22 protein-coding genes are annotated in these 20881 nt (G+C 72.7%); 14 read left to right on the top strand and 8 right to left on the bottom strand.

Annotation, left to right across the window (positions count from 1 at the left end; genetic code table 11):
- Positions 1-47: 47 nt before the first annotated feature.
- Together FL583_RS15915 and FL583_RS15920 are read right to left on the bottom strand one after the other, a co-directional pair.
- On the bottom strand, positions 48-719 hold the full coding sequence (locus FL583_RS15915) for an EthD domain-containing protein (protein ID WP_142705430.1): 672 nt from the start codon (positions 717-719) through the stop codon (positions 48-50).
- A gap of 76 nt (positions 720-795) precedes the next feature.
- Positions 796-1971, bottom strand: coding sequence for an FAD-dependent monooxygenase (locus tag FL583_RS15920; protein ID WP_142705431.1), 1176 nt, complete (start codon positions 1969-1971; stop codon positions 796-798).
- A 66-nt stretch (positions 1972-2037) separates the two neighbouring features.
- Here FL583_RS15920 and FL583_RS15925 point away from each other — a divergent pair, with 66 nt between their 5' ends.
- Positions 2038-2511, top strand: coding sequence for a MarR family winged helix-turn-helix transcriptional regulator (locus FL583_RS15925; RefSeq protein WP_142705432.1), 474 nt, complete (start codon positions 2038-2040; stop codon positions 2509-2511).
- Here the strand turns inward: FL583_RS15925 and FL583_RS15930 are convergent.
- The gene (locus FL583_RS15930; RefSeq protein ID WP_142705433.1) at positions 2490-3377 is read right to left on the bottom strand and encodes a LysR family transcriptional regulator; all 888 of its coding nucleotides are present in this window, start codon (positions 3375-3377) and stop codon (positions 2490-2492) included. The two genes, FL583_RS15925 and FL583_RS15930, sit on opposite strands and share 22 nt — an antisense overlap.
- An 81-nt stretch (positions 3378-3458) precedes the next feature.
- Between FL583_RS15930 and FL583_RS15935 the strand changes: the two genes are divergently transcribed.
- Genes FL583_RS15935 through FL583_RS15945 form a run of 3 tightly spaced genes read left to right on the top strand, consistent with a single transcriptional unit; the run spans position 3459 to position 7297 of the window.
- Entirely contained in the window at positions 3459-4919 is a 1461-nt protein-coding gene (locus tag FL583_RS15935) for an NAD-dependent succinate-semialdehyde dehydrogenase (protein WP_142705434.1), read from the top strand.
- Between the two features lie 8 nt (positions 4920-4927).
- The gene (locus FL583_RS15940; RefSeq protein ID WP_142705435.1) at positions 4928-6319 is read left to right on the top strand and encodes an FAD-dependent monooxygenase; all 1392 of its coding nucleotides are present in this window, start codon (positions 4928-4930) and stop codon (positions 6317-6319) included.
- Between the two features lie 18 nt (positions 6320-6337).
- Entirely contained in the window at positions 6338-7297 is a 960-nt protein-coding gene (locus tag FL583_RS15945) for an NADPH:quinone oxidoreductase family protein (RefSeq protein WP_142705436.1), read from the top strand.
- Here FL583_RS15945 and FL583_RS15950 read toward each other — a convergent pair.
- Complete coding sequence (locus FL583_RS15950; protein WP_142705437.1) at positions 7266-8354, bottom strand: PucR family transcriptional regulator; 1089 nt, start codon at positions 8352-8354, stop codon at positions 7266-7268. The two genes, FL583_RS15945 and FL583_RS15950, sit on opposite strands and share 32 nt — an antisense overlap.
- 108 nt (positions 8355-8462) lie before the next feature.
- Here FL583_RS15950 and FL583_RS15955 point away from each other — a divergent pair, with 108 nt between their 5' ends.
- Positions 8463-8918 carry a VOC family protein gene (locus FL583_RS15955; RefSeq protein ID WP_142705438.1) on the top strand — a complete coding sequence of 152 codons (456 nt, stop codon included), beginning with the start codon at positions 8463-8465 and terminating at the stop codon, positions 8916-8918.
- On the opposite strand, the gene FL583_RS15960 is transcribed toward FL583_RS15955, so the two are convergent.
- The 3 genes from FL583_RS15960 to FL583_RS41665 all read right to left on the bottom strand — a co-directional run bounded on the left by FL583_RS15960 (position 8915) and on the right by FL583_RS41665 (position 11314).
- The gene (locus FL583_RS15960) at positions 8915-10390 is read right to left on the bottom strand and encodes a carboxylesterase/lipase family protein (RefSeq protein WP_142705439.1); all 1476 of its coding nucleotides are present in this window, start codon (positions 10388-10390) and stop codon (positions 8915-8917) included. The two genes, FL583_RS15955 and FL583_RS15960, sit on opposite strands and share 4 nt — an antisense overlap.
- A 112-nt stretch (positions 10391-10502) precedes the next feature.
- Complete coding sequence (locus FL583_RS41660; protein WP_240746704.1) at positions 10503-10790, bottom strand: winged helix-turn-helix domain-containing protein; 288 nt, start codon at positions 10788-10790, stop codon at positions 10503-10505.
- Positions 10791-10852: 62 nt separating this feature from the next.
- The gene (locus tag FL583_RS41665) at positions 10853-11314 is read right to left on the bottom strand and encodes a hypothetical protein (RefSeq protein WP_142705441.1); all 462 of its coding nucleotides are present in this window, start codon (positions 11312-11314) and stop codon (positions 10853-10855) included.
- A gap of 141 nt (positions 11315-11455) precedes the next feature.
- Between FL583_RS41665 and FL583_RS15975 the strand changes: the two genes are divergently transcribed.
- The 9 genes from FL583_RS15975 (at position 11456) to FL583_RS16015 (ending at position 20099) form a co-directional block, all read left to right on the top strand.
- Entirely contained in the window at positions 11456-11803 is a 348-nt protein-coding gene (locus FL583_RS15975; RefSeq protein ID WP_142705442.1) for a hypothetical protein, read from the top strand.
- 51 nt (positions 11804-11854) lie between these two features.
- Positions 11855-12148 carry a GlsB/YeaQ/YmgE family stress response membrane protein gene (locus tag FL583_RS15980; RefSeq protein ID WP_142705443.1) on the top strand — a complete coding sequence of 98 codons (294 nt, stop codon included), beginning with the start codon at positions 11855-11857 and terminating at the stop codon, positions 12146-12148.
- 55 nt (positions 12149-12203) lie between these two features.
- Entirely contained in the window at positions 12204-13073 is an 870-nt protein-coding gene (locus tag FL583_RS15985; RefSeq protein ID WP_142705444.1) for an AAA family ATPase, read from the top strand.
- Complete coding sequence (locus FL583_RS15990; RefSeq protein ID WP_142705445.1) at positions 13070-14212, top strand: vWA domain-containing protein; 1143 nt, start codon at positions 13070-13072, stop codon at positions 14210-14212. The genes FL583_RS15985 and FL583_RS15990 overlap by 4 nt, the downstream gene beginning before the upstream one ends.
- Before the next feature lie 72 nt (positions 14213-14284).
- Positions 14285-15520, top strand: a complete 1236-nt coding sequence (locus FL583_RS15995) for a helix-turn-helix domain-containing protein (protein WP_142705446.1) — start codon at positions 14285-14287, stop codon at positions 15518-15520.
- A gap of 62 nt (positions 15521-15582) precedes the next feature.
- Positions 15583-16053 carry a (2Fe-2S)-binding protein gene (locus FL583_RS16000; protein WP_142705447.1) on the top strand — a complete coding sequence of 157 codons (471 nt, stop codon included), beginning with the start codon at positions 15583-15585 and terminating at the stop codon, positions 16051-16053.
- Positions 16050-18512 carry a xanthine dehydrogenase family protein molybdopterin-binding subunit gene (locus FL583_RS16005; RefSeq protein ID WP_142705448.1) on the top strand — a complete coding sequence of 821 codons (2463 nt, stop codon included), beginning with the start codon at positions 16050-16052 and terminating at the stop codon, positions 18510-18512. Before FL583_RS16000 ends, FL583_RS16005 begins: the two co-directional genes overlap by 4 nt.
- A complete protein-coding gene (locus tag FL583_RS16010; RefSeq protein ID WP_142705449.1) occupies positions 18509-19351 on the top strand; it encodes an FAD binding domain-containing protein in 843 nt (280 codons plus the stop codon). Before FL583_RS16005 ends, FL583_RS16010 begins: the two co-directional genes overlap by 4 nt.
- A gap of 4 nt (positions 19352-19355) precedes the next feature.
- On the top strand, positions 19356-20099 hold the full coding sequence (locus tag FL583_RS16015) for an SRPBCC family protein (RefSeq protein WP_142705450.1): 744 nt from the start codon (positions 19356-19358) through the stop codon (positions 20097-20099).
- Between the two features lie 27 nt (positions 20100-20126).
- Here FL583_RS16015 and FL583_RS16020 read toward each other — a convergent pair whose 3' ends face one another.
- Positions 20127-20861, bottom strand: a complete 735-nt coding sequence (locus tag FL583_RS16020; protein ID WP_170323675.1) for a LacI family DNA-binding transcriptional regulator — start codon at positions 20859-20861, stop codon at positions 20127-20129.
- Between the last annotated feature and the right edge of the window lie 20 nt (positions 20862-20881).

The following is a 20881-nucleotide window of genomic DNA, read 5'->3' on the forward strand; positions in this document are numbered from 1 at the left end:
CGCCCGCTGTTACACGTGTTCTCTTATTTGTTAGACGGACAGCAGGGTCAGAGTTTCCAGGAGTAACGACTTGTCGGGACCAGATCGAGGCCTTTGTCCGCCCCGAACCGGGACACGCTGGTCATCAACTCGCGTTCCCGGCGGGCACGCTCGGCGTCGTCGCCCGCGCTGCCGTAGAACACGTGCGGATCGGTCAGCGCGGCCATCGGGAAGTGCTCCTCGACGATCGCCGCGACCGGCGGTGACGACGCTGTCAGCACGTCCTCGACGACGTTCTGGACGTAGGCGACCGTGCCCTGCGTCCGGATCGCGATCGGGGTGTGGTGCACGAGCCAGTACTCCAGGTACTCGTCCCGGCTCATCGACTCCGGCCGCCGCAGCAGTGCGATCTGGGCCAGCGCGTCGGTGCGGACGCCGTCGGGCACCGGGGCCAGGTCCAGGCGGACCCGCTCGGTGACCCGGTAGGCGTGCGGTTCGGGCTCCCCGGCGGCGTCGGCGACGACCGGGATCACGTCCGCCGGCTCGCCGTCCGTCCAGATCGAGACCAGCGCGGTGATCGGCGCGCCGGGACCGAAGCGCAGCGCCGGGGCGACGTCCGCGTCGTCGACGTTGAGCGAGACGGCGGTCGCGCCGGACGCCGAGAGCGCATTCCGGACGGCAGGGGAGAGCGTGGCGGAACTGACATCAGGGTGGTGCAGGACAACGACAAACTTCTGCACGAGGACGAAAAGTAGCAGTGAAGCCCGTTCACTGGAACGGGTTCCACTGAACGCCCGAGGCAGGTGTGGCGGGACGTCAGCGAGTGAAGTCGGGAAGCACGAGGGCCGAATGGGCGACCTCGGCGTCGGACGGGATCTCGGTGAGCTGCGTGAGCATCGCGTTGCGGCGGGCCAGGGCCTCGGGCGTGGACGGGAACATCGTCGCCTCGCCCGCGCCGACCAGGGCCTGGTTGAGCTCGACGAACTCGCGGGTGTGCTTCTCGTAGGCCTCGAACGCGCTCCGGTGGTCGTCGTGCGAGGCCAGTTCGCCGGCCAGCATGTACGCGCCGACCAGGGCCAGGCTGGTGCCCTGCCCGGTGAGGAACGACGGGGCGTGGGCGGCGTCGCCGACCAGCGCGACCCGCCCGGACGACCACCGGGGCAGGCGGATCTGGCTGACGACGTCGAAGAAGATGTCGTCGGCCTGCTGCATCGTCGCGATCAGCCCGGGGATCTCCCAGGATTCGTCGCCGCCGAACGCCGAGGCGACGATGCGGCGCTGTTCGGCCGGGTTGCGGTGGGCGTCGAGCGGCGGTTCGGCCAGGCTGACGTTGAGGAACGCGTGGATGCGCTCGGGCCGGTCGCCGACCGCGTAGAGCGCGGCGGTGCGGCCGGGGACGTTCCACATCACGCCTTCGCGGGAGAGCCCCAGGTGGTTGGGTGCGCCGAAGCCGGCGAACGAGTAGCCGAGGTAGCGGTGGTACGGCGCCTCCGGCCCGAGGATGAGGCCGCGGGTGCGCGAGTGCAGGCCGTCGGCCCCGACGACGAGGTCGAACGTCCGGTGCTCGCCGCCGGTGAACGTGACGTCGACGCCGGTGTCGTGCTCGGTGAGGGCCTCGATCGAGTCGTCGAAGATCATCTCGACGTCGTCGCGGATCGTGCCGAACAGCGCGGCGGCGAGGTCGCCGCGACGGATCTCCAGGTCGTGGTCGGTGCCGGCGTCGAGGAGGTGCGGTCGCAGGGAGGTCAGGACGGATCCGTCGGGCTCGAGGAACGTGATCTGCCGGGTGTCGACGTGCTGGGCGGCCAGTGCGGGGTAGAGGCCCATCCGGCCGACGACGTCGAGCGCGGTGCCGCGGACGTCGATCGGGTAGCCGCCGCCGCGCAGCGCGCCGGCCTTCTCGACGATCGTCACGTCGAAGGAGTACCGGCGCAGCCAGTAGGCGAGGGCCGGCCCGGCGATGCTCGCTCCGGAGATGAGGACAGAGGTCATTTCGATTACCTAACTTAGGTACGCTTCTCCGACGGGGGCAACTATATACCTAAGTAAGGCATCTATATGGCGGACGAGGACGACGAGCTGCGGTCGGTGCTGGCCGGGTTCACGAGGGTGGGGAACGCGATCCGGCGGGGACGCCTGGAAGAGCGGGCGATGGTGCGGGCCGGGATCGAGGTCGAGCGGCCGGCGCTGACGATCCTGATCACGCTGCAGACGGCCGGTCAGCCGCTGCGGATCGGCGAGATCGCGAACCGGATGCAGGTGGTCGGGCCGCACGTCACGCGTCACCTGCCGGAGTTGGAGCGGCGCGGACTCGTGCAGCGGGTCGTCGATCCGGACGACTCCCGGGCCCGGTTGATCGAGGTGACCGAGGCCGGGTCGGCGACGGTCGGCGAGTATCTGGGCACGGTGCTCGGGTGGATCCGGGAGGTGCTCGACGGGTGGACGCCGGACGACCGGGCCGCGTTCCTGACGCTGGTGCAGCGGTTCGCCGGCGACTTCGCGGATCGGATTCAGAAGCTGGAGGAGGAGTAGCGCTCGGTGACGAAGACGCCCAGGCGGTGGGCCATTCCCTCGAGCAGCCCGGCGGCCGGGTGGGCCCGGTCCCAGGCGCAGTGCAGACGGACCTCCAGGAACGTCCGCTCGTCGAGCGCGATCCGGATCGCGTGCAGGCCGAAGCGGGGATCGTCCGAGACCACCGCGATGCCCCGGCCGGCCGCGGCCAGCGCCTGGGCGACGGTCCCGTTGCTGGCCTCGAGCAGTGCCGCCGGGGTCGCCCCGGCCGTCACCATCGCCGCGTCCAGCACCCGGCGGGCCGAGTGGCCCGGCGGCAGGCCGATGAGCTCCTCGTCCAGCAGCTCGGCCAGCGGCACCGACGGACGGCCGTGCCACGGGTGCCCGGCCGGGACGTACGCCAGCACCGGCAGCGGCGGCAGCGAGTGCACGCCGAACGGAGGCCGGGGGCGCATCGTGGTCAGCACCAGATCGGCGCCGCGCCGCCGGGCGTCCGCCGGGGTGAGCGCGTCGGACTCGAAGACGGCGGGAACCGGGTCGTCGGGCCGGAGGGTGGCCAGGAACGGCGAGACGACGTCGGTGAGCGTGGTCGTCGGCGCGGCGATCGTGATCCGCTCCAGCCGTCCGTGGGCCTCCAGCGCGGCCGCCGTGCGCAGGTCGTCGGCTCGGGCGAGCAGGTCGCGGACCCGGGGCAGCAGCTGACGGCCGGCCGGGGAGAGCGTCAGCCGGCCGTGGCCGCGCTCGAAGAGCGCGACCCCCAGGTCGCGCTCCAGGCCGCGCAGCTGACGGGAGAGCGACGGCTGCGTGACCCGGACGACCTCGGCGGCCGCCGACACCGTGCCGGCGTCGGCGACCGCGACCAGATAGCGCAGCGTGTGCAGGTCCATGGGCCCATCATGCCTCCGAGGCATACGGCTCATCAGACATGAGCATTGGACGGCATAGCCGGCCCGCACAACGCTGGAACCATGACAGACATCGCGAGCCTCGACCCTGGGCACGGGCTGGTGATCGCCGGTCAGCGGCGCAAGGGCGGCTCCGGGCTCTTCGACGTCGACGACCCGGCGACCGGCGCCCCCCTGGCCTCGGTGGCCGACGGCGACCAGGACGACGCCACCGCCGCGGTCGACGCGGCCGCGGCCGCGTTCCCGGCCTGGCGCCGGACACCCGGGCGCGTTCGATCGGAGATCCTGCGCCGCACCTACGAGCTGATGATCTCCGACGCCGACCGGCTGACCGGGCTGATCGCGGCCGAGAACGGCAAGTCGCGCAGCGACGCCCGGGGCGAGGTGGTCTACGCGGCCGAGTTCTTCCGCTGGTTCGCCGAGGAGGCCGCGCGCAGCGGCGGCAGCTACGGACCGTCGCCGGCCGGCGGCACCCGCACGCTGGTCACCGAGCACCCGGTGGGGGTGGCCGCGCTCGTGACGCCGTGGAACTTCCCGGCCGCGATGGCCACCCGGAAGATCGCGCCCGCGCTGGCCGCCGGGTGCACGGTCGTGCTCAAGCCGGCGGCCGAGACCCCGCTCACCGCGATCGCGCTGCTCGACCTGCTGGCCGAGGCCGGGGTGCCGGACGGCGTCGTCAACCTGGTGCCGACGACCGACGCCGGCGGCGTCGTGGGGACGTGGCTGGCCGACCCGCGCGTCCGCAAGATCTCGTTCACCGGCTCGACCCGGGTCGGCCGGCTGCTGCTGCGTCAGGCCGCCGACCGGGTCGTGAACAGCTCGATGGAGCTGGGCGGCAACGCGCCGTTCATCGTCACCGAGGACGCCGATCTCGAGGCCGCGGTGGACGGCGCGATGATCGCGAAGTTCCGGGGCGGCGGCCAGGCGTGCACGGCGGCCAACCGGTTCTACGTCCACCGGAACGTCGTCGAGGAATTCACGGCGCGGTTCGGCGTGCGCCTGGAGGCGCTGACCGTCGGACCGGCGGCGGACTCCTCCGACGTCGGACCGCTGATCTCTCCGACGGCGGTGCAGACGGTCACCGGGCTGGTCGACCGGGCCGTGGCCGCGGGCGCACGGGTCGTGGCCCGGGCGGAGGTCCCGGCGAACGGCGGGTACTTCTACCCGCCGACCGCCCTCCGCCTGCCGGACGATGCCCGGCTCGCGACCAGCGAGATCCTCGACGCCGAGATCTTCGGGCCGGTCGCGACGATCGTCGCCTGGACCGACGAGGACGCGATGCTCGCGGACGCGAACGCCTCCGAGATGGGTTTGGCCGCCTACGTGTACGCCGGTGACCTCGGTCGCGCGGTGCGGATCGGCGAGGCGCTCGAGGCCGGGATGGTCGGCGTCAACCGCGGCCTGGTGTCGGACCCGGCCGCGCCGTTCGGCGGGATGAAGCAGTCCGGGCTCGGCCGCGAAGGCGCCCGGGCCGGGCTGGAGGAGTTCACCGAGACGCAGTACCTGTCGGTCGACTGGCCATAATCGCCGGTATGACCGACGTGCTGATCATCGGCGGCGGGCCGACCGGGTTGCTGCTCGCCGCCGAGCTCCGGCTACATGGCGTCGACGTCGTCGTGCTGGAGAAGGAGGCGGAGCCGACGCCGTTCGTGCGGTCGCTCGGGCTGCACGTCCGCAGCATCGAGATCCTCGACCAGCGCGGGCTGCTCGACCGGTTCCTCGCGCACGGCACCGAGTACCGCGGCGGCGGGCTGTTCGCGGGCATTCCGCTGCGGTGGCCGGAGGCGATCGACACGGAGCACGGCTACGTGCTCGGGATCCCGCAGACGACCACCGACCGGCTCCTGGAGGAGCACGCGGTCGAGGTCGGGGCGGTCGTCCGGCGCGGGTCGGCCGTGGTGGGGGTCACCCAGAGCGACACCGAGGTGGTCGCGGAGCTCGCCGGCGGGACCGCACTGCGGGCGCAATTCCTGATCGGGTGCGACGGCGGGCGCAGCACGGTCCGCAAGCTGCTCGGCATCGGGTTCCCCGGCGACCCGACCACCGTCGAGACGCTGACCGGCGAGATGGAGGCCACCGACGACCCGGAGACGATCGCCGCCGTCGTGGCCGAGGTCCGGAAGACCCAGCGCGGCTTCGGCGTCGGCCCGGTCGGGGGTGGCGCGTTCCGGGTCGTGGTTCCCTCGGACGAGGTGCGCGACGCGCCCCCGACGATCGACGACATCCGACGGCGGTTGCGCGCGGTCGCCGGAACCGACTTCGGCGTGCACTCGCCGCGCTGGCTGTCCCGCTTCGGCAACGCGACCCGGCTGGCCGACGCCTACCGGGCGGGCCGGGTGTTCCTGGCCGGCGACGCGGCCCACGTCCACCCGCCGGTGGGCGGGCAGGGGCTCAACCTCGGCCTCCAGGATGCGTTCAACCTGGGCTGGAAGCTGGCCGGCGCGGTCGCCGGCTGGGCCCCGCCCGGGCTGCTCGACACGTACGAGGCCGAGCGGCGGCCGGTCGCGGCCGACGTGCTGGACTTCACCCGGGCCCAGAGCGAACTGCTGCGCACCGAGCCCGGCCCGCTGGCGCTGCGGTCGCTGATCGGCGACCTGATGGCGTTCGAGGACGTGAACCGGTACCTGATCGAGCGGCTGACCGCGATCGGCGTCCGGTATCCGCTCGGTCCCGGGCTGGGTGCGCGGCTGCGTGACGTGGCGCTCCCGCAGGGCCGCCTGTACGCGCTGATGCGCAGCGGGCGCGGAATGCTGCTCGACGCGGCCGGGACGCTGTCGGTGGCCGGATGGGCGGACCGCGTCGACTACGTGGCCGGCGGCGACCGGACCGTGCTGCTCCGGCCGGACGGATACGTCGCCTGGACCGGCGATTCTGCCGAAGACCTGCGGGACGCGTTGGCGCGATGGTTCGGTACTGGTCGGTAACTAGTTGAGGGAGCTCTCGTGCGCGCTGTGCAGATCACCGGTCTCGACGGTCCGTCGGCCCTGCAGGTGGTGGACGTCGACGAGCCGGTCGCCGACGGCTCGGCGGTCGTCGTCGACGTGCACGTGGCCGGCGTGACGTTCCCCGAGGTGCTGCAGAGCCGGGGCGAGTACCAGATCAAGCCGCCGCTGCCGTTCGTGCCGGGGTCGGAGGTCGCCGGCGTCGTGCGGTCCGGCCCGGGGTTCACGCCCGGCCAGCGGGTCGCCGCGTTCCCCGGGCTGGGCGGGTTCGCCGAGGTCGCGGCCGTGAGCCCGGGCGCGGTGTTCCCGCTGCCCGACGCGGTGTCGTTCGAGGCCGGGGCCGCGCTGCCGATGAACTACCTGACCGTGCACTTCGGACTCGTCCGCCGGGGGCAGCTGCGGAAGGGCGAGACGGTGCTGGTGCACGGCGCGGCCGGTGGCGTCGGAACCGCGGCCGTGCAGCTCGCGTCGGCGCTCGGGGCGCGGGTGATCGCGGTAGTGTCGTCGGACGACAAGATCGCGACCGCGAAGGCGGCCGGGGCCGACGAGGTCGTCCTGGCCGACGGGTTCAAGGACGCGGTGAAGGGGCTGACCGGCGGGCGGGGCGTCGACCTGGTCGTCGACCCGGTCGGCGGCGACCGGTTCACCGACTCGCTGCGCAGCCTGGCCGTCGAGGGCCGGCTGCTGGTCATCGGGTTCACCGGCGGGGAGATCCCGCAGGTGAAGGTCAACCGGCTGCTGCTGAACAACATCAGCGTGGTGGGCGTCGGGTGGGGCGCGTTCTGGATGGGCCGGCCGGAGTACCTGCAGGAGCAGTGGGCCGACCTGCTGCCGCTGCTCGAGGCCGGGAAGCTGGCCCCGGTGCTCGGCCGGTCGTTCGCGCTGGAGGACGCCTCGGCCGCCCTGCTCGAGCTCGACGAGCGGCGGGCTACCGGAAAGGTGCTGCTCCGCGTCCGCTGAGTGGCCGGTTCTCCAGCGCGAAGCTGACCTCGACGATCGTCTCGGTGGAGTCGAGCGAGCAGCCGGTGAGCTCCTCGAACCGGCGCAGACGGTAGCGCAGCGTGTTGACGTGCACCGGGATCGCCCGGGCGGCCCGCGGGACGTTGCGGTCCTCGGCCAGGTAGGCGGCGACCGCCTCGAGGATCAGCTCGCCGAACGGGCCCTGCCCGGCGAGCGGCGCCAGGTACCGCTCGTGGAATATCCGGTTCACCTCGACGGCCCCGGCCGCGGCGGCCCGCCAGCTCAGCCCGGGCAGCGTCCGGACGCCGGTGAGGCCGAGCGCGGTGGCGGCGGTGAGCACGGTCCGGGCGGTGCGGAACGACCGGGGCAGCTCGGCCGGCGGCACCGCCGGGCCCAGCGCGATCAGCAGGTCGTCGCCCACGGTCTCCGGGACGAACGACACCACCCCGACGCACTGGGCGCCGATCACCGTGAGCACGCCGGAATGCCGGGCCGCCTGACGCTGCAGCTCGCGCAGGTGCGCGGCCTCGGCGGGCAGGGCCCGGAGCGCGCGGTACTGGGCCGCCGGGTCGAGCAGCAGCGTCGAGGCGGCGGTGACCAGCTCGGTGCCCTCGAGCGTCCCGTCGAGGAGCCCGAGCAGGAACGACTGGGCCCGCCGGGCCTGCTCCAGCGCGCCCTCGATGTCCGACTGCCGGTAGATCTCGACGACGTTCGCGGTGTAGGCGTCGCTGTACGACCAGAGCAGGGTCAGCGCGTCGACGCCGGCCCCGGCCTCGAGCACGGCGTCCCGGACCGCGCCCATCGTGAACCGGAACGCGTGCATGATGTCGTGGATCGGGACGCCCTGCTTGGCCCGGGCCCGGGACGACTCCTCGGCCTGGGTGATGTCGGCCGGGGGCGGGACGACGCCGGTGCGCAGCAAGACGCCGACGTCCGCGACGATCTCGCGCACCGAGGCCTCGACGTCGGCCCGCCGGACGCGCTCGTACGTCGGGATCGAGGCAGAGATCTCCCGGTACACCTGCTCGGCGATCGCGTCCGCCCGGTCTTCCAGCACGGTTCCGAGCGTAGGTCGTCGGCGGTTGTCCGTGGATCCAATTGTTCTGGGGCAGAGATGTAGTGCGGGACGATGAGTTCTCCGGCCGGGATTCCTAGCGTTCTCGGCATGCCACTTCCTGCGAATCCTCCCCGCGATCCGAGCTCGCCGTTCGCGTCGATGCGGGCTCACCACACGGGCATCCGCTATCCCGACTTCGAGGACGCCCGGTCGTTCTGGGTCGACAAGCTCGACTGGCGGATCCTCCAGACCTGGCCCTACGGCGACCTGACCCTCGCCTACGTCATGCCGCCCGACCAGGACGACTTCCACCTGGAGATCCTGGCCGGGCCGGGTGCGGGCCCGCAGCCGATGTTCGCCGACGTCGACGAGAGCCTGAGCGTCGGTGGGTTGAACCACGTCTGCATCGAGGTCGTCAGCGTCGACAAGACCCTGGAGGAGCTGCGGGCCCGGGGCGTCGACATCGTCGACGAGCCGTTCGAGATCGAGGCCATCAGCGCGCGGCTGGCGTTCTTCCGCGATCCCTGGGGCAACATGTTCGAGCTGTCGGAACGTCTGCCTTAGAGCAGACCGTCCCAGACCGCGCGTTCGGCCGAACGGGGGTCGTCGACCGGCGTCACGGTCTCGGTGAGGATGCCGGTCGTACGCCGGTCGACGGTGTACGGAGCCCAGCCCGGATCACCGTCGGTGATGAACCGGACCCAGACCGCGTGGGTCGAGTCCGCGACCGCCCGCGAGGGCGCGCCACCGAGGATCGGGACGATCGACGGATCGTCGATCGTGTCGAAGACGAACGGGATCTCGACCGCGTGCGCGCTGCCGTAGCCGTGGTTCTCCTCCGGGAACGGCCGGTCGAAGACGTACGCGAACGTGGTGCCCTGGTGCGCCTCGGCCAGCCGGATCGCCGGGACGCCGAAGTACCAGTCGCTGACCACCTGGGCCAGCAGGTCGCCGGGGGAGGCGTCGGGCTCGGCGCGGCGGTAGGGCTCCAGCCCCTCCGGCCCGAGGCCGTAGGCCGCGGCCCCGGCGACCAGCTCGGCTTCGCCGATCAGGTCGAGCGTCCCGCCCGCCACCAGGAACAGCCGGGCCTCCTGCCGGTTGCTGCCCAGCAGAATGCGGACGTTTCTCGAGGCGCCGGCTCTGACCGCGTCCAGTGGGTGCTGGGGAAGAACGACCCCGTCGACGACCGGCGCGAACACCAGGACGCGGGCGGCCAGGGCGCCGTACTTCTCCGGGTCGGGCACCGCCTGGGCGTCGTTGTGGAACTCCTCGGCCGCCTTGACCAGGACGTCCAGTTCGACGGCGGCGATCGCCTCGCGGGTCGCGTCGACCCCGAGCCGCTCGGCCAGCGAGCGGGAGACGGTCAGGCCGACCTTGGGCGGGAGCGTGTGGGCGGTCGCGCCGGACTCGGTGATCGCCTGGGCGAACAGCCCGGCCGCGCTCGGGAGCGCGAGGAGCGTCGAGACGCTCATCGCACCGGCCGACTCGCCCGCGACCGTGACGCGGTCCGGATCGCCGCCGAACGCGGCGATGTTGTCACGGACCCAGCGCAGGGCGGCGACCTGGTCCTGGAGGCCGAGGTTGGCGTTGTTCTCGTCGTTCTCGAAGTAGAGCGAGCCGTCGGGGCCGAGCCGGTAGTTGATCGTCACGGTCACGACGCCGTCGCGGGCGAAGGCCGTGCCGTCGTAGGCCGAGACCGAGCCGGAGCCGTTGACGAACGCGCCGCCGTGGATCCAGACCAGGACCGGTAGGCCCTGCGCGCCGGTCGGCGTCCAGACGTTGAGGTTCAGGCACTCGTCGCCGGGGATGACGACCTCGGGGAACAGCGGCGCGTACTGCTCGGGGTAGTCGCCCTTGGGGACGGTGGGCCCGTACGCGGTGGCGTCGCGGACGCCGTCCCAGCCGACGACCGCCGCGGGCGGGCGCATCCGGTTGGCGCCGAACGGCGGCGCCGCGTAGGGCACGCCCAGGAAGCGGGACACGCCGTCGTCGGTGGCCCCCCGAATCACGCCGCCTGTCACCCGAACCTCGACCATGACAGCTCCTTTGCTCCACGTCACCGGTTCGTCCAGTGTCGGCCTCGGGGGTCGGGTTCGGTGGGCGAATGGGCGCGCCCTCTTCCGCGAGGCCGGAGAGGGTCCTGTGGCTCTACTGAGGACTGGGCTGGGTCGCGGCCTGGGTGGCTATGTGTTGCAGGGCGGCGATGTGGGCGGTCAGGCGGGTGCGGCCGGGTGGGGAGAGCTTGAGCCAGGTGCGCGGGCGCTTGCCGACGTAGCCTTTGCGGACCTCGACGTAGCCGGCGTCGCTGAGCTGGGAGACTCGCTTCGAGAGGGTGGAATCGCTGAGCTTGGCGGCGTCGCGGACGAAGCCGAACTCCGCCCACTCCGCCCCGGCCAGCAACGCCACGATCGACAACCGGACCGGATCGAGCAACAACGAATCGATCTCCGCCCCCGGGTCCGCACCCGGGCCTGGGTCTCCGGGTTTCGGGGCATCGGTCACTTCGTCGCCCGACGGGTCAGGACGCGGTCCTGCCACCACGGTCCACCCACCGCGAGCACCACCCCGCCGACCACCCCGGCGATCGCGGCCAGGTGCGGCACGTCCAGCCGCCCCACCGCCAGCGTCACCCCCACGATCAGCAGCGCCCCGACGATCGCCACGATCCACCGCCCCGGCCCGGCGGCCTGTCGCGCCCGCAGCGGACGCCCGATCGCCGCGCTGCCCCACCGCGTCGTGCTCACCACCGCCGCGACGAGCAGCACCGCCGGGATCACCGAGCTCCACGCCCCACCCGGGGCCAGGTCGACCGCGACGCCGTACGCGGCGACGATCACGCCCGCGCCGATCCACCAGCCTCGGTGCCACCCCGCGGCGTCCGCGGTCCGGCGGCGGTGCTCCTCGAGGTCCTGAAGCGTCCGGCGGGCCTCGTCCGGAGTCGGGGTCGGGGTGGTAGCCATCGGCGGCCTCCGTTCGTCGGTGTGGAAAGTACTTTCTCCAATGGAAAGTAACCCGGGAAACCCGACCCCGCAACCGGGGCTGCGGCGCCGCCGGGCGATCCATACCCTGAGGAGGAACCACGTCCGGGGGGACACGCATCAATGGGATCCAAAGGGTTCTCGCTCGTCGGGGTGGGGGCGATGTTCCTGCTCGCCGCGCTCGACCTGGCCGGCGCCTACTGCGCGGTCCGGTACTTACGCACCGGGCACTGGGGCTGGTACACGACCGGCGTGCTCGGCGAGATCGGCCTCTTCGCGGTCTACACGGCGAGCCTCGAATACGCCGAACTCGCCACGGTCACGCTCGGCTGGATCGTCATCCTGCAGGTCGGCGTCGTCGTCTTCGACCGGGTCGCCAACGGCGTCGTGCTTCCGCCGGGCAAATGGCTCGCGATGGCCGTCATTCTCGCCCTGATGACGTACCTGCTCCTCGCCCCGAACCGCGAGTAGGCGATTGCGGCCGCGCGGCACACTGCGGAGGAGACCCCAGGAGGCACTCCCATGGACTACCTCACCGCGATCGTGTTCGGCGCGATCATCGGCATCGTCGCGCGCATCCTGCTGCCGGGACGGCAGCCGATCGGCATCATCCTCACCGTGCTGATCGGTATGGGCGCCGCCGTCGCCGGCACCTGGGCCGCCGACCGCTGGGACATCCACGGCAGCGGCTCCCTCATCGTGCGCGGCCACCACTACGACTGGCTGGTCCTCGGCGTCCAGGTCGGCATCGCCGTCGTCGGGGTCGCGATCGCCGCCCTGCTGGCCAAGGCGTTCAGCACCGACGACGAGCGCTAGGCCCGACGGCGGAGTCCCAACCGCGCGCCAACGCCCGTATGCGTAGCCTCGTCGAATGGAGTTCCGTTCCGCGGCCGACGTCGCTACCCGCCTGGGCGAGACCGGCTACCTGTGTGACGACGCGCTCGCCACGGTCACGTTCCTCGCGCTCGGCATGCGCCGCCCGCTCCTCCTCGAGGGCGAGCCCGGCACCGGCAAGACCGCGCTGGCCGAGGCGATCGCGCAGACCCTCGACCTCCCGCTGATCCGCCTGCAGTGCTACGAGGGCATCGACGCCACCCAGGCGCTCTACGACTGGGACTTCCCGCGCCAGATCCTGCACCTGCGCGCGCTCGAGGCGTCCGGTGGCGTCGACGCCGAGCAGGCCGAGAAGTCGCTCTACGACGAGCGGTTCCTGCTCGCCCGCCCGGTGCTGGCCGCCCTCCGCCAGGCGCCCGCCGTCCTGCTGGTCGACGAGGTCGACCGCGCCGACGACGAGTTCGAGGCGTTCCTGCTCGAAGTGCTCTCCACCTACCAGGTCAGCATCCCCGAGTTCGGCACGGTCACCGCCGAGACGCCCCCGGTCGTCCTGCTCACCTCCAACCGCACCCGCGAACTCCACGACGCGCTCAAGCGCCGCTGCCTCTACCACTGGATCGACCACCCCGGGCTGGAGCGCGAGATCGAGATCGTCCGCTCCCGCGCCCCGGAGGTCTCGGCCGCGCTGAACCGCCAGGTCGTCACCGTCGTCCAGACGCTGCGCGACGCCGACCTGCAGAAGCCGCCCGGCGTCGCCGAGACCCTCGACTGGGCCCGCGCCCTGCACCTGCTCGGCGTGGCCGCGCTCGACCTCGAGTCGGCCGCCGCCACCGTCGGCGCCCTGGTCAAGTACCGCGAGGACGCCGAGAAGGTCCGGCACGCGCTGGACCGCCTGCTCACGGCATGACCGAACTGTCGGCGTTCGCCGATGCGACCAGACCGGCCCGGCCGGGCGAGGAGATCCTGCTCGGCTTCACGGTCGCGCTGCGCGCCGCCGGGGTCGCGGTCACCCACGACCGCGCCCAGGCCTACCTCGAGGCCGTCGCGCTGGCCGGGATCGCGAACGCCCGCGCGGCCTACTACGCCGGCCGGGCCACGCTCTGCGGCTCCCCGGCCGACCTCGAGCGCTACGACCAGGTCTACGAGGCCTACTTCGACCCCCGCGCCGGGCTGCCCCGCCGTCGTCAGGCCCCGCCGGGCGTCCCCACCGCGTCGACGTCGATCCTGCCCGAGTCGGAGGCCGGCGGGGCCGGCGAGGCCGACGACGAGGAGATCGTGCGCGCGCGGGCGAGCGCGGCCGAGGTCCTGCGTCAGCGGGACATCGCGACGCTGACCGCCAACGAGAAGGCTCGCCTGGCCGAGATGTTCGCGACGCTGTCGGTCCGTCCGCCGCTGCGGCGCTCCGGCCGCCTGCGCCCCTGGCACCGCGGCTCGCTCGACGCCTCCCGCACGCTCCGCGCCTCGCTGCGCCGGATGGGCGAGCCCGCCCGGCTCGAGTTCCGCCGCCGCGCCCTGCGGGCCCGTCCGGTGGTGCTGCTCGTCGACGTCTCCGGCTCCATGAGCTCCTATGCGGACGCTCTGCTGCGCCTCGCCCACCGCCTGGGGACGTCCGGCGGGCCGGTCGAGACGTTCGCGCTCGGTACCCGGCTGACGCGGCTGACCCGGGCGCTGGCCGCGCGGGACGCCGAGCGGGCGCTGATCGCGGCCGGGGAGACGGTGCCGGACTGGTCGGGCGGCACCCGGCTGGGCGAGACGCTCCAGGCGTTCGTCGACCGCTGGGGCCGGCGCGGTCTGGCCCGGGGCGCGGTCGTCGTCGTGTTCTCCGACGGCTGGGAACGCGGGGACGCCTCGCTGCTGGCCGAGCAGATGGCCCGCCTGCACCGGATCGCCCACTCCGTCGTCTGGGTCAACCCGCACCGCGGGAAGGCGAACTACGAGCCGGTCCAGCTCGGCATCCGGGCCGTGCTCCCGCACGTGGACGCGTTCGTCGCGGGCCATTCTCTCGCCGCATTTGCGGAGCTGCTGGACGTCATTTCCCGCGCCTGAGTGCCTGTGACCGCAGTCACTTCTTCGGTGTTAACGTTCGCCGATTGCACCGGAGGAACACTGGAGTTCCGGATGGCCGACGAGGATCTGCAGGCGCGTCGCGTCGACGTGATGTGCGCCTGGACGACGTTCATCGAGCACGGCGACGTCGCCGCGGCCGTACGTCCGGAGATCCTCCTCAGCTGGGGACGCGCCCGGAAGGCGCGGGTCTCCACCGAGGTGGAGGCCGCGCCGATGGCCGACGAGTCGGAGACCGACGCGGTCTGGCGCGGCAGCCCCCTGCAGGCCGCGGTCGAGGCGGTCGGGTCCGAACTACGACGGACGGCCGAGGACGGCGACCTCGTCGTCGCGGTCACCGACCCCAACAGCCGCATCCTCTGGACGTACGGCGGGCGGGTGATGCGGAACAAGGCCGAGTCCGTGGCCTTCCTCCCGGGCGGGCGCTGGGACGACGAGTCGGTCGGCACCAACGCGCTCGACCTGGCCAACCGCCTGGACGCCCCCTCGATGGTGTTCAGCGCCGAGCACTACGCCCGGGGCCTGGGCAACTGGGTGTGCTGGGCGGCTCCGGTGCACGACCCGGTGTCGGGCCGGCGGCTCGGCGTCCTCGACCTGTCGACGACCTGGGACCGCACGCACCCGATCGGGCTGGCCACCGCCCGGGTGATGGCCCGGCTGATCGAGACGGCCATCCCGTACTCGCACGAGCACCCGTCGGTGCGGGCCGAGGGCACCGGCGAGCCCGGCCTGGTGATGACGCTGCTGGGCACGGCCGAGACCTGGCTCGACGGTGCCCGGCTGCTGCTCAACCGGCGGCAGACCGAGATCCTCGCGCTGCTGGCCCTGCACCCCGAGGGGCTGTCGCTCGAGCAGCTGCACGCGATGGTCTACGGCGACCAGGCGGTCACGTTCTCCACGCTCAAGGCCGAGGTCAGCCACTTGCGCCGGGCGCTCGGCGGCCAGCTCGCCTCGCGTCCCTACCGGCTGTTGATGCCGACCGCGACCGACGTCCAACAGGTACTGGCCCTGATCCGGGGCGGCCACGTGGTGGCCGCGGTCGAGGCCTACGGCGGGGACCTGCTGCCGGGGACGAACTCGCCCGCGCTGTCGGAACTGGCCGACTACGTCGCGGTCGCGCTGCGCGAAGCGCTGCTGGCCGACCCGCAGCCGGACGCCGTCCTGCGCTACAGCCAGGAGCTCGCGCCGTACGACCGGGAGGTCGTGGAGTCCTGCCTGTCCCGGCTCGACGGCGCCCCGCACCCGACGATCCCGCTACTCAAAGGCCGCCTCGCGGTCGCGGACAGGTAGCCCAACCGTCCGCCAACCCTCGCGCTCCTACGGTGACCTGACTCACACCGGAGGGGAGTGTCATGACCCGGATCAGCCTCACCGTCGACGGCGCGAAGGTCTCCGACGACGTCGAACCCCGCACGCTGCTGGTGCACTACCTGCGCGAACAGCTCGGGAAGACCGGCACCGTCGTCGGCTGCGACACCAGCAACTGCGGCGCCTGCACCGTCCACCTCGACGGGCGCAGCGTGAAGTCGTGCAACGTGCTGGCGGTCCAAGCCGACGGCGCCGAGGTGACGACGATCGAAGGACTCGCGAACAACGGTCAGCTGCACCCGGTGCAGGAGGCCTTCCGGGAGTGCCACGGTCTGCAGTGCGGCTACTGCACGCCGGGGATGATCATGCAGTCGGTCGACCTGCTGAAGGAGAACCCGAACCCGAGCGAGGAGGAGATCCGGCTCGGGCTCGAGGGCAACCTCTGCCGCTGCACCGGCTACCACAACATCGTGAAGGCCGTGCAGTACGCCTCGGAACACGGGGGTGCGCAGTGACCGCCCTCGACGACCGGCCCGCCGCCGAGATCGGGCGCGACCGGCGTCGCAAGGAGGACCAGCGGCTGATCACCGGCCGCACCCGCTGGACCGACAACATCGTGCTGCCGGGCATGCTGCACCTGGCGATGGTGCGCAGCCCGTTCGCCCACGCGCGGATCGTCAGCATCGACACGTCGGCCGCGAAGGACGCGCCGAACGTCGTCGCGGTCGTCACCGGGAACGACGTCGCGGAAGAGCAGGGCGGGCTGCCGAACGCCTGGCCGATCACCCCGGACCAGGTCGCGCCGGTGCACCCGCCGATCGCCGTCGACCGGGCCACGTTCGCCGGGGAGATCGTCGCGGTGGTCGCCGCGCGCAGCGCGGCCGAGGCCCGCGACGCGGCCGAGCTGGTCGACGTGGAGTACGAGGAGCTGCCGGCCGCGCTCGACCTGAAGGAGGCCGCGGCCGACACCGTGCTGGCCCACCCCGACCTGGGGACGAACAAGTCCGCGCTCTGGGTGTTCGACTCGGGCGAGGCCGGCACCGGCAGCCCGATCGAGGAGGCCATCACCAAGGCCCGCACCGACGGGATCGTGATCGAGCGGGAGTACCGGCAGCAGCGGCTGATCCCGGCGTTCATGGAGCCGCGCTCGTGCGTGGTCGACCCGACCAGCGAACAGATCACGATGTGGTCGGCCACCCAGATCCCGCACATCCTGCGGTTCCTGCTGGCCGCGGTGACCGGCACGCCGGAGTCCAAGATCCGGGTCATCGCGCCGGACGTCGGCGGTGGCTTCGGCGGCAAGCTGCAGTCGACGCCCGAGGAGTTCATCGTCTTCCTGCTGGCCAAGCGGCTGGGCAAGCCGGTGAAGTACACCGAGACCCGGTCGGAGTCGCTGGTCTCCGCGCACCACGGCCGCGACCAGTGGCAGAAGCTGACGCTCTCGGCCGAGCGCGACGGCACGGTGACCGGGCTCAAGGTCGAGCTGCTGGCCGACCTGGGCGCGTACGTGGCGCTGGTCGGCGGCGGGGTGCCGGTGCTGGGTGCGTTCATGTTCAACGCGATCTACAAGTTCCCCGCGTACCACTTCGCCTGCCAGACCGTGCTGACCAACAAGACCTGGACCGACGCCTACCGCGGCGCCGGCCGGCCCGAGGCCACGTTCGGCATCGAGCGGATCATGGACGAGCTGGCGGCCGAGGTCGGCGTCGACCCGCTGGCGATCCGGGAGAAGAACTGGATCAAGCACGAGGAGTTCCCGTTCACGACCGTGGCCGGGCTGACGTACGACTCGGGCAACTACGAGGCCGCGACCGCACGGGCGCGCGAGATGTTCGAGTACGACGCGCTCCGGGCCGAGCAGCAGAAGCGCCGGGAGTCCGGTGACCCGGTGCAGCTCGGGATCGGCATCTCGACGTTCACCGAGATGTGCGGGCTGGCGCCGTCGCGGGTGCTCGGCACGCTGGACTACGGGGCCGGGGGCTGGGAGGCCGCGTCGGTGCGGATGCTGCCGACCGGCAAGGTCGAGGTCGTCACCGGCGCGTCGCCGCACGGCCAGGGCCACGAGACCGCGTTCTCGCAGATCGCCGCCGACCGGCTCGGCGTCCCGTTCGAGGACGTCGAGGTGCTGCACGGCGACACCCAGGTGTCGGTGAAGGGGCTGGACACCTACGGGTCGCGGTCGCTGGTCGTCGGCGGTGAGGCCGTCGTGCGGGCCGCCGACAAGGTGATCGAGAAGGCCAAGGTGATCGCCGCGCACCTGCTGGAGGCGTCCGAGGGCGACATCGAGTTCTCGGCCGGCCGGTTCTCGGTCCGCGGGACCGACAGCGGGGTCGGGATCGCCGAGGTCGCGCTGGCGACGTTCGCCGCGCACAACCTGCCCGACGGCGTGGAGCCGTCGCTGGATTCGGACGCGACCTACGACCCGGTGAACTTCAGCTTCCCGCACGGGACGCACCTGTGCGCGATCGAGGTCGACACCGAGACCGGGGCGCTGCGGATGCGCAAGTACGTGGCCTGCGACGACATCGGGAACATCATCAACCCGCTGATCGTGTCCGGGCAGGTGCACGGCGGGCTGGTGCAGGGGATCGCCCAGGCGCTGTGGGAAGAGGCGGTGTACGACGAGTCGGGGACGCTGGTGAGCGGGTCGTTCGTCGACTACCTGCTGCCGACGGCGGCCGACACGATCAGCTTCGACCTCGACCACACGACGAGCCCGGCCACCAGCAACACGCTGGGGACGAAGGGCGTCGGGGAAGCCGGCACGATCGCGTCGACGCCCGCGGTCGTGAACGCGGTGGTGGACGCGGTGCGGCACCTGGGGGTGCACGACATCCAGATGCCGTGCACTCCGGAGCGGGTCTGGAAGGCGATCAACGGAGCGTCGGCCCACACGGAGACCGAGGGCGCGGCGATGCCGCACTTCGACTCCTCGGAACCCGGTGAGGACAGCACGGAAGGGGCGGGCCAGTGATTCCGGCGCAGTTCGACTACGTGGCTCCGGCCACTCTGGACGAGGCCGTGGCCGCGCTGTCGCAGCACGGCGACGACGCGAAGATCCTGGCCGGTGGGCAGAGCCTGCTCCCGGTGCTGCGGATGCGGCTCAACGCCCCGGAGATCGTCATCGACCTGGGCCGGATCCCGTCGCTGCAGGGCATCCGCGACGACGGCGACGCGATCGTGATCGGCGCGATGACGCCGCACCACGTCGTCGGGTCCGACCCGCTGGTGGCCGAGCACGCGGCGCTGATCTCGAAGGCGGTGACGCACCTGGCCGACGCCCAGGTGCGTCACCGGGGGACGTTCGGCGGGGCGCTGGCCCACGCCGACCCGGCCGGTGACCTCGGTGCGCCGGTGCTGGCGCTGGACGGGCAGTTCGTGATCACCGGCCCGGGTGGTACCCGGACGGTGCCGGCGTCCGAGTTCTTCGTCGGGCTGTTCGAGACGGCGATCCAGGACGACGAGATCCTCACCGAGGTGCGGATCCCCAAGCACACCGGCTGGGGAGCGCACTACGAGAAGTTCGTGCGGATCGCGCACCAGTGGCCGATCGTGGCGGTGGCGGCGACGGTCCGGTCCGACGGGGGTTCGCTCGCGGAGGCGAAGATCGGGCTGACGAACATGGGGTCGACGCCGTTGCGGGCCTCGGCGGTGGAGGCCGCTCTGGCCGGAGGTTCTGACGCCTCTTCGGCGGCTGCCCTGGCCGCCGAGGGGACCAGCCCGCCCTCGGACCTGAACGGGGACGCCTCCTACCGGCAGCACCTGGCCCGGGTGCTCACCCGGCGGGCCGTGCTCGCGGCGGCGGGAGCGTGAGCGTATGGAGCTGACCCACCACTTCCACGTCCCGTCCGGCGTCGACGAGACCTGGACGCGGTTCCAGGACGTCGCCGGGCTGGCCGGGTGTTTCCCGGGGGCGTCGGTGACGTCGGTGGAGGGGGACGAGTTCACCGGGTCGTGCAAGGTGAAGCTCGGGCCGATCGCGCTGGTCTACAACGGGACCGGGACGTTCACCGGACGGGACGAGTCGGCGCATCGGCTGGTGGTCGAGGCCAAGGGGCGGGACAAGCGCGGGAACGGGACGGCGTCGGCGACGGCCGCGGTGACGATGTCGGCGGGGTCCGAGGGTGGGACCGACGTCGACGTGGTGACGGATCTGACCGTGACCGGGAAACCGGCGCAGTTCGGGCGGGGGTTGATCCAGGACGTCTCGGACAAGCTCCTGGGCCAGTTCGTGACGTGCCTCGAACAGCAGCTGGCCTCGGACGGGGCCGGCCCCGAGGCGGGGCCGGCCCCGCCGGGGCCCGAGGATGCGTCGGACGGGTCGGCCTCGTCGGACGGGTCGGCCTCGTCGGGCGAGTCGGCCTCGGCGGGCGCGGCCGGCGGCGGGGCGGTTCGTCCGAGCGTCGCCACCGGAACGGCGGGGCGGCCGCCGGACGACGCGTTGGACCTCGGGGCCACCGTGCTCCCGGTCCTGGCCCGGAACTACTGGAAGCAGGCGCTGGCCGGCGTCGTCGCCGTGCTGCTCCTCATCCGGCTCGTCCGCCGCCGCACCCGCGGCTGAAAGACCAGGCTCCGGCCACGCTCCGAGTCACGTCGAGGCACGCACGACGAGCGTGGCCGGCCCGGTCACCGACTCCGGCGACTCCCCGGCGATCACCCGGGCCAGCAGCGACACCGCGGCCTCGGCCTGCTCGTCGAACGCGATCCGCACGGTCGTGAGCGGCGGATCCGACCGCTGGGCGAGCCCGGAGTCGTCGAACCCGCCCAGCGCGACGTCGGCCGGCACCCGCAGACCGGCCTCGCGCAGCGCGAGCAACGCGCCGGACGCGAGGACGTCGGACGCGGCGAACACCGCGTCCGGCCGCCCTTCCCGGAGGAGCGACCGCATGGCCGCGTGCCCGTCGAGCGTCGAGTACGCGGACGCCGAGACGGCGGGCCGGTCCGCGCCGAGCACGTCCCGGAAGCCCGCGAGCCGGTTGCGGGCGCTCGCCGTGTCGAGCGGGCCGGTGATCAGCGCGATCTCCCGGTAGCCGCGTTCGGTCAGGTGCCGGGCCATGGTGCGGGCCCCGGCCCGGTCGTCGACCTTCACGTGCGGGAGTTTCCGCCCGGCCCCGAGCGGCTCCCCGAACACGACCGCCGGCGTCCCGGCCGCCAGCAGACCCCGGAACAAGGGGTCGTCCCCATGGGTGGAGCGCAGGATGACGCCGTCGAGCAGGCCCCCGGAGGCGTGCGCGAGCACCGCGTCGCGGGCGGCGTCGGTCGTCACCAGCGTCAGGTAGAGCGTCTGCCCCCGGGCGGTCACCCGGTCGCTGAGCGCGGCCACCGTCGCGGCGAGCCCGGGGT

Source organism: Cryptosporangium phraense, from assembly GCF_006912135.1.
Lineage (GTDB): Bacteria > Actinomycetota > Actinomycetes > Mycobacteriales > Cryptosporangiaceae > Cryptosporangium > Cryptosporangium phraense.

What these genes read in the sequence shown, in the direction of transcription:
- FL583_RS15920 (WP_142705431.1), bottom strand. Translation starts at nt 1,971, where the DNA reads ATGACCTCTGTCCTCATCTCCGGAGCGAGCATCGCCGGGCCGGCCCTC.
- FL583_RS15925 (WP_142705432.1), top strand. Translation starts at nt 2,038, where the DNA reads ATGGCGGACGAGGACGACGAGCTGCGGTCGGTGCTGGCCGGGTTCACG.
- FL583_RS15930 (WP_142705433.1), bottom strand. Translation starts at nt 3,377, where the DNA reads ATGGACCTGCACACGCTGCGCTATCTGGTCGCGGTCGCCGACGCCGGC.
- FL583_RS15935 (WP_142705434.1), top strand. Translation starts at nt 3,459, where the DNA reads ATGACAGACATCGCGAGCCTCGACCCTGGGCACGGGCTGGTGATCGCC.
- FL583_RS15940 (WP_142705435.1), top strand. Translation starts at nt 4,928, where the DNA reads ATGACCGACGTGCTGATCATCGGCGGCGGGCCGACCGGGTTGCTGCTC.
- FL583_RS15955 (WP_142705438.1), top strand. Translation starts at nt 8,463, where the DNA reads ATGCCACTTCCTGCGAATCCTCCCCGCGATCCGAGCTCGCCGTTCGCG.
- FL583_RS15960 (WP_142705439.1), bottom strand. Translation starts at nt 10,390, where the DNA reads ATGGTCGAGGTTCGGGTGACAGGCGGCGTGATTCGGGGGGCCACCGAC.
- FL583_RS41665 (WP_142705441.1), bottom strand. Translation starts at nt 11,314, where the DNA reads ATGGCTACCACCCCGACCCCGACTCCGGACGAGGCCCGCCGGACGCTT.
- FL583_RS15975 (WP_142705442.1), top strand. Translation starts at nt 11,456, where the DNA reads ATGGGATCCAAAGGGTTCTCGCTCGTCGGGGTGGGGGCGATGTTCCTG.
- FL583_RS15980 (WP_142705443.1), top strand. Translation starts at nt 11,855, where the DNA reads ATGGACTACCTCACCGCGATCGTGTTCGGCGCGATCATCGGCATCGTC.
- FL583_RS15985 (WP_142705444.1), top strand. Translation starts at nt 12,204, where the DNA reads ATGGAGTTCCGTTCCGCGGCCGACGTCGCTACCCGCCTGGGCGAGACC.
- FL583_RS15990 (WP_142705445.1), top strand. Translation starts at nt 13,070, where the DNA reads ATGACCGAACTGTCGGCGTTCGCCGATGCGACCAGACCGGCCCGGCCG.
- FL583_RS15995 (WP_142705446.1), top strand. Translation starts at nt 14,285, where the DNA reads ATGGCCGACGAGGATCTGCAGGCGCGTCGCGTCGACGTGATGTGCGCC.
- FL583_RS16000 (WP_142705447.1), top strand. Translation starts at nt 15,583, where the DNA reads ATGACCCGGATCAGCCTCACCGTCGACGGCGCGAAGGTCTCCGACGAC.
- FL583_RS16015 (WP_142705450.1), top strand. Translation starts at nt 19,356, where the DNA reads ATGGAGCTGACCCACCACTTCCACGTCCCGTCCGGCGTCGACGAGACC.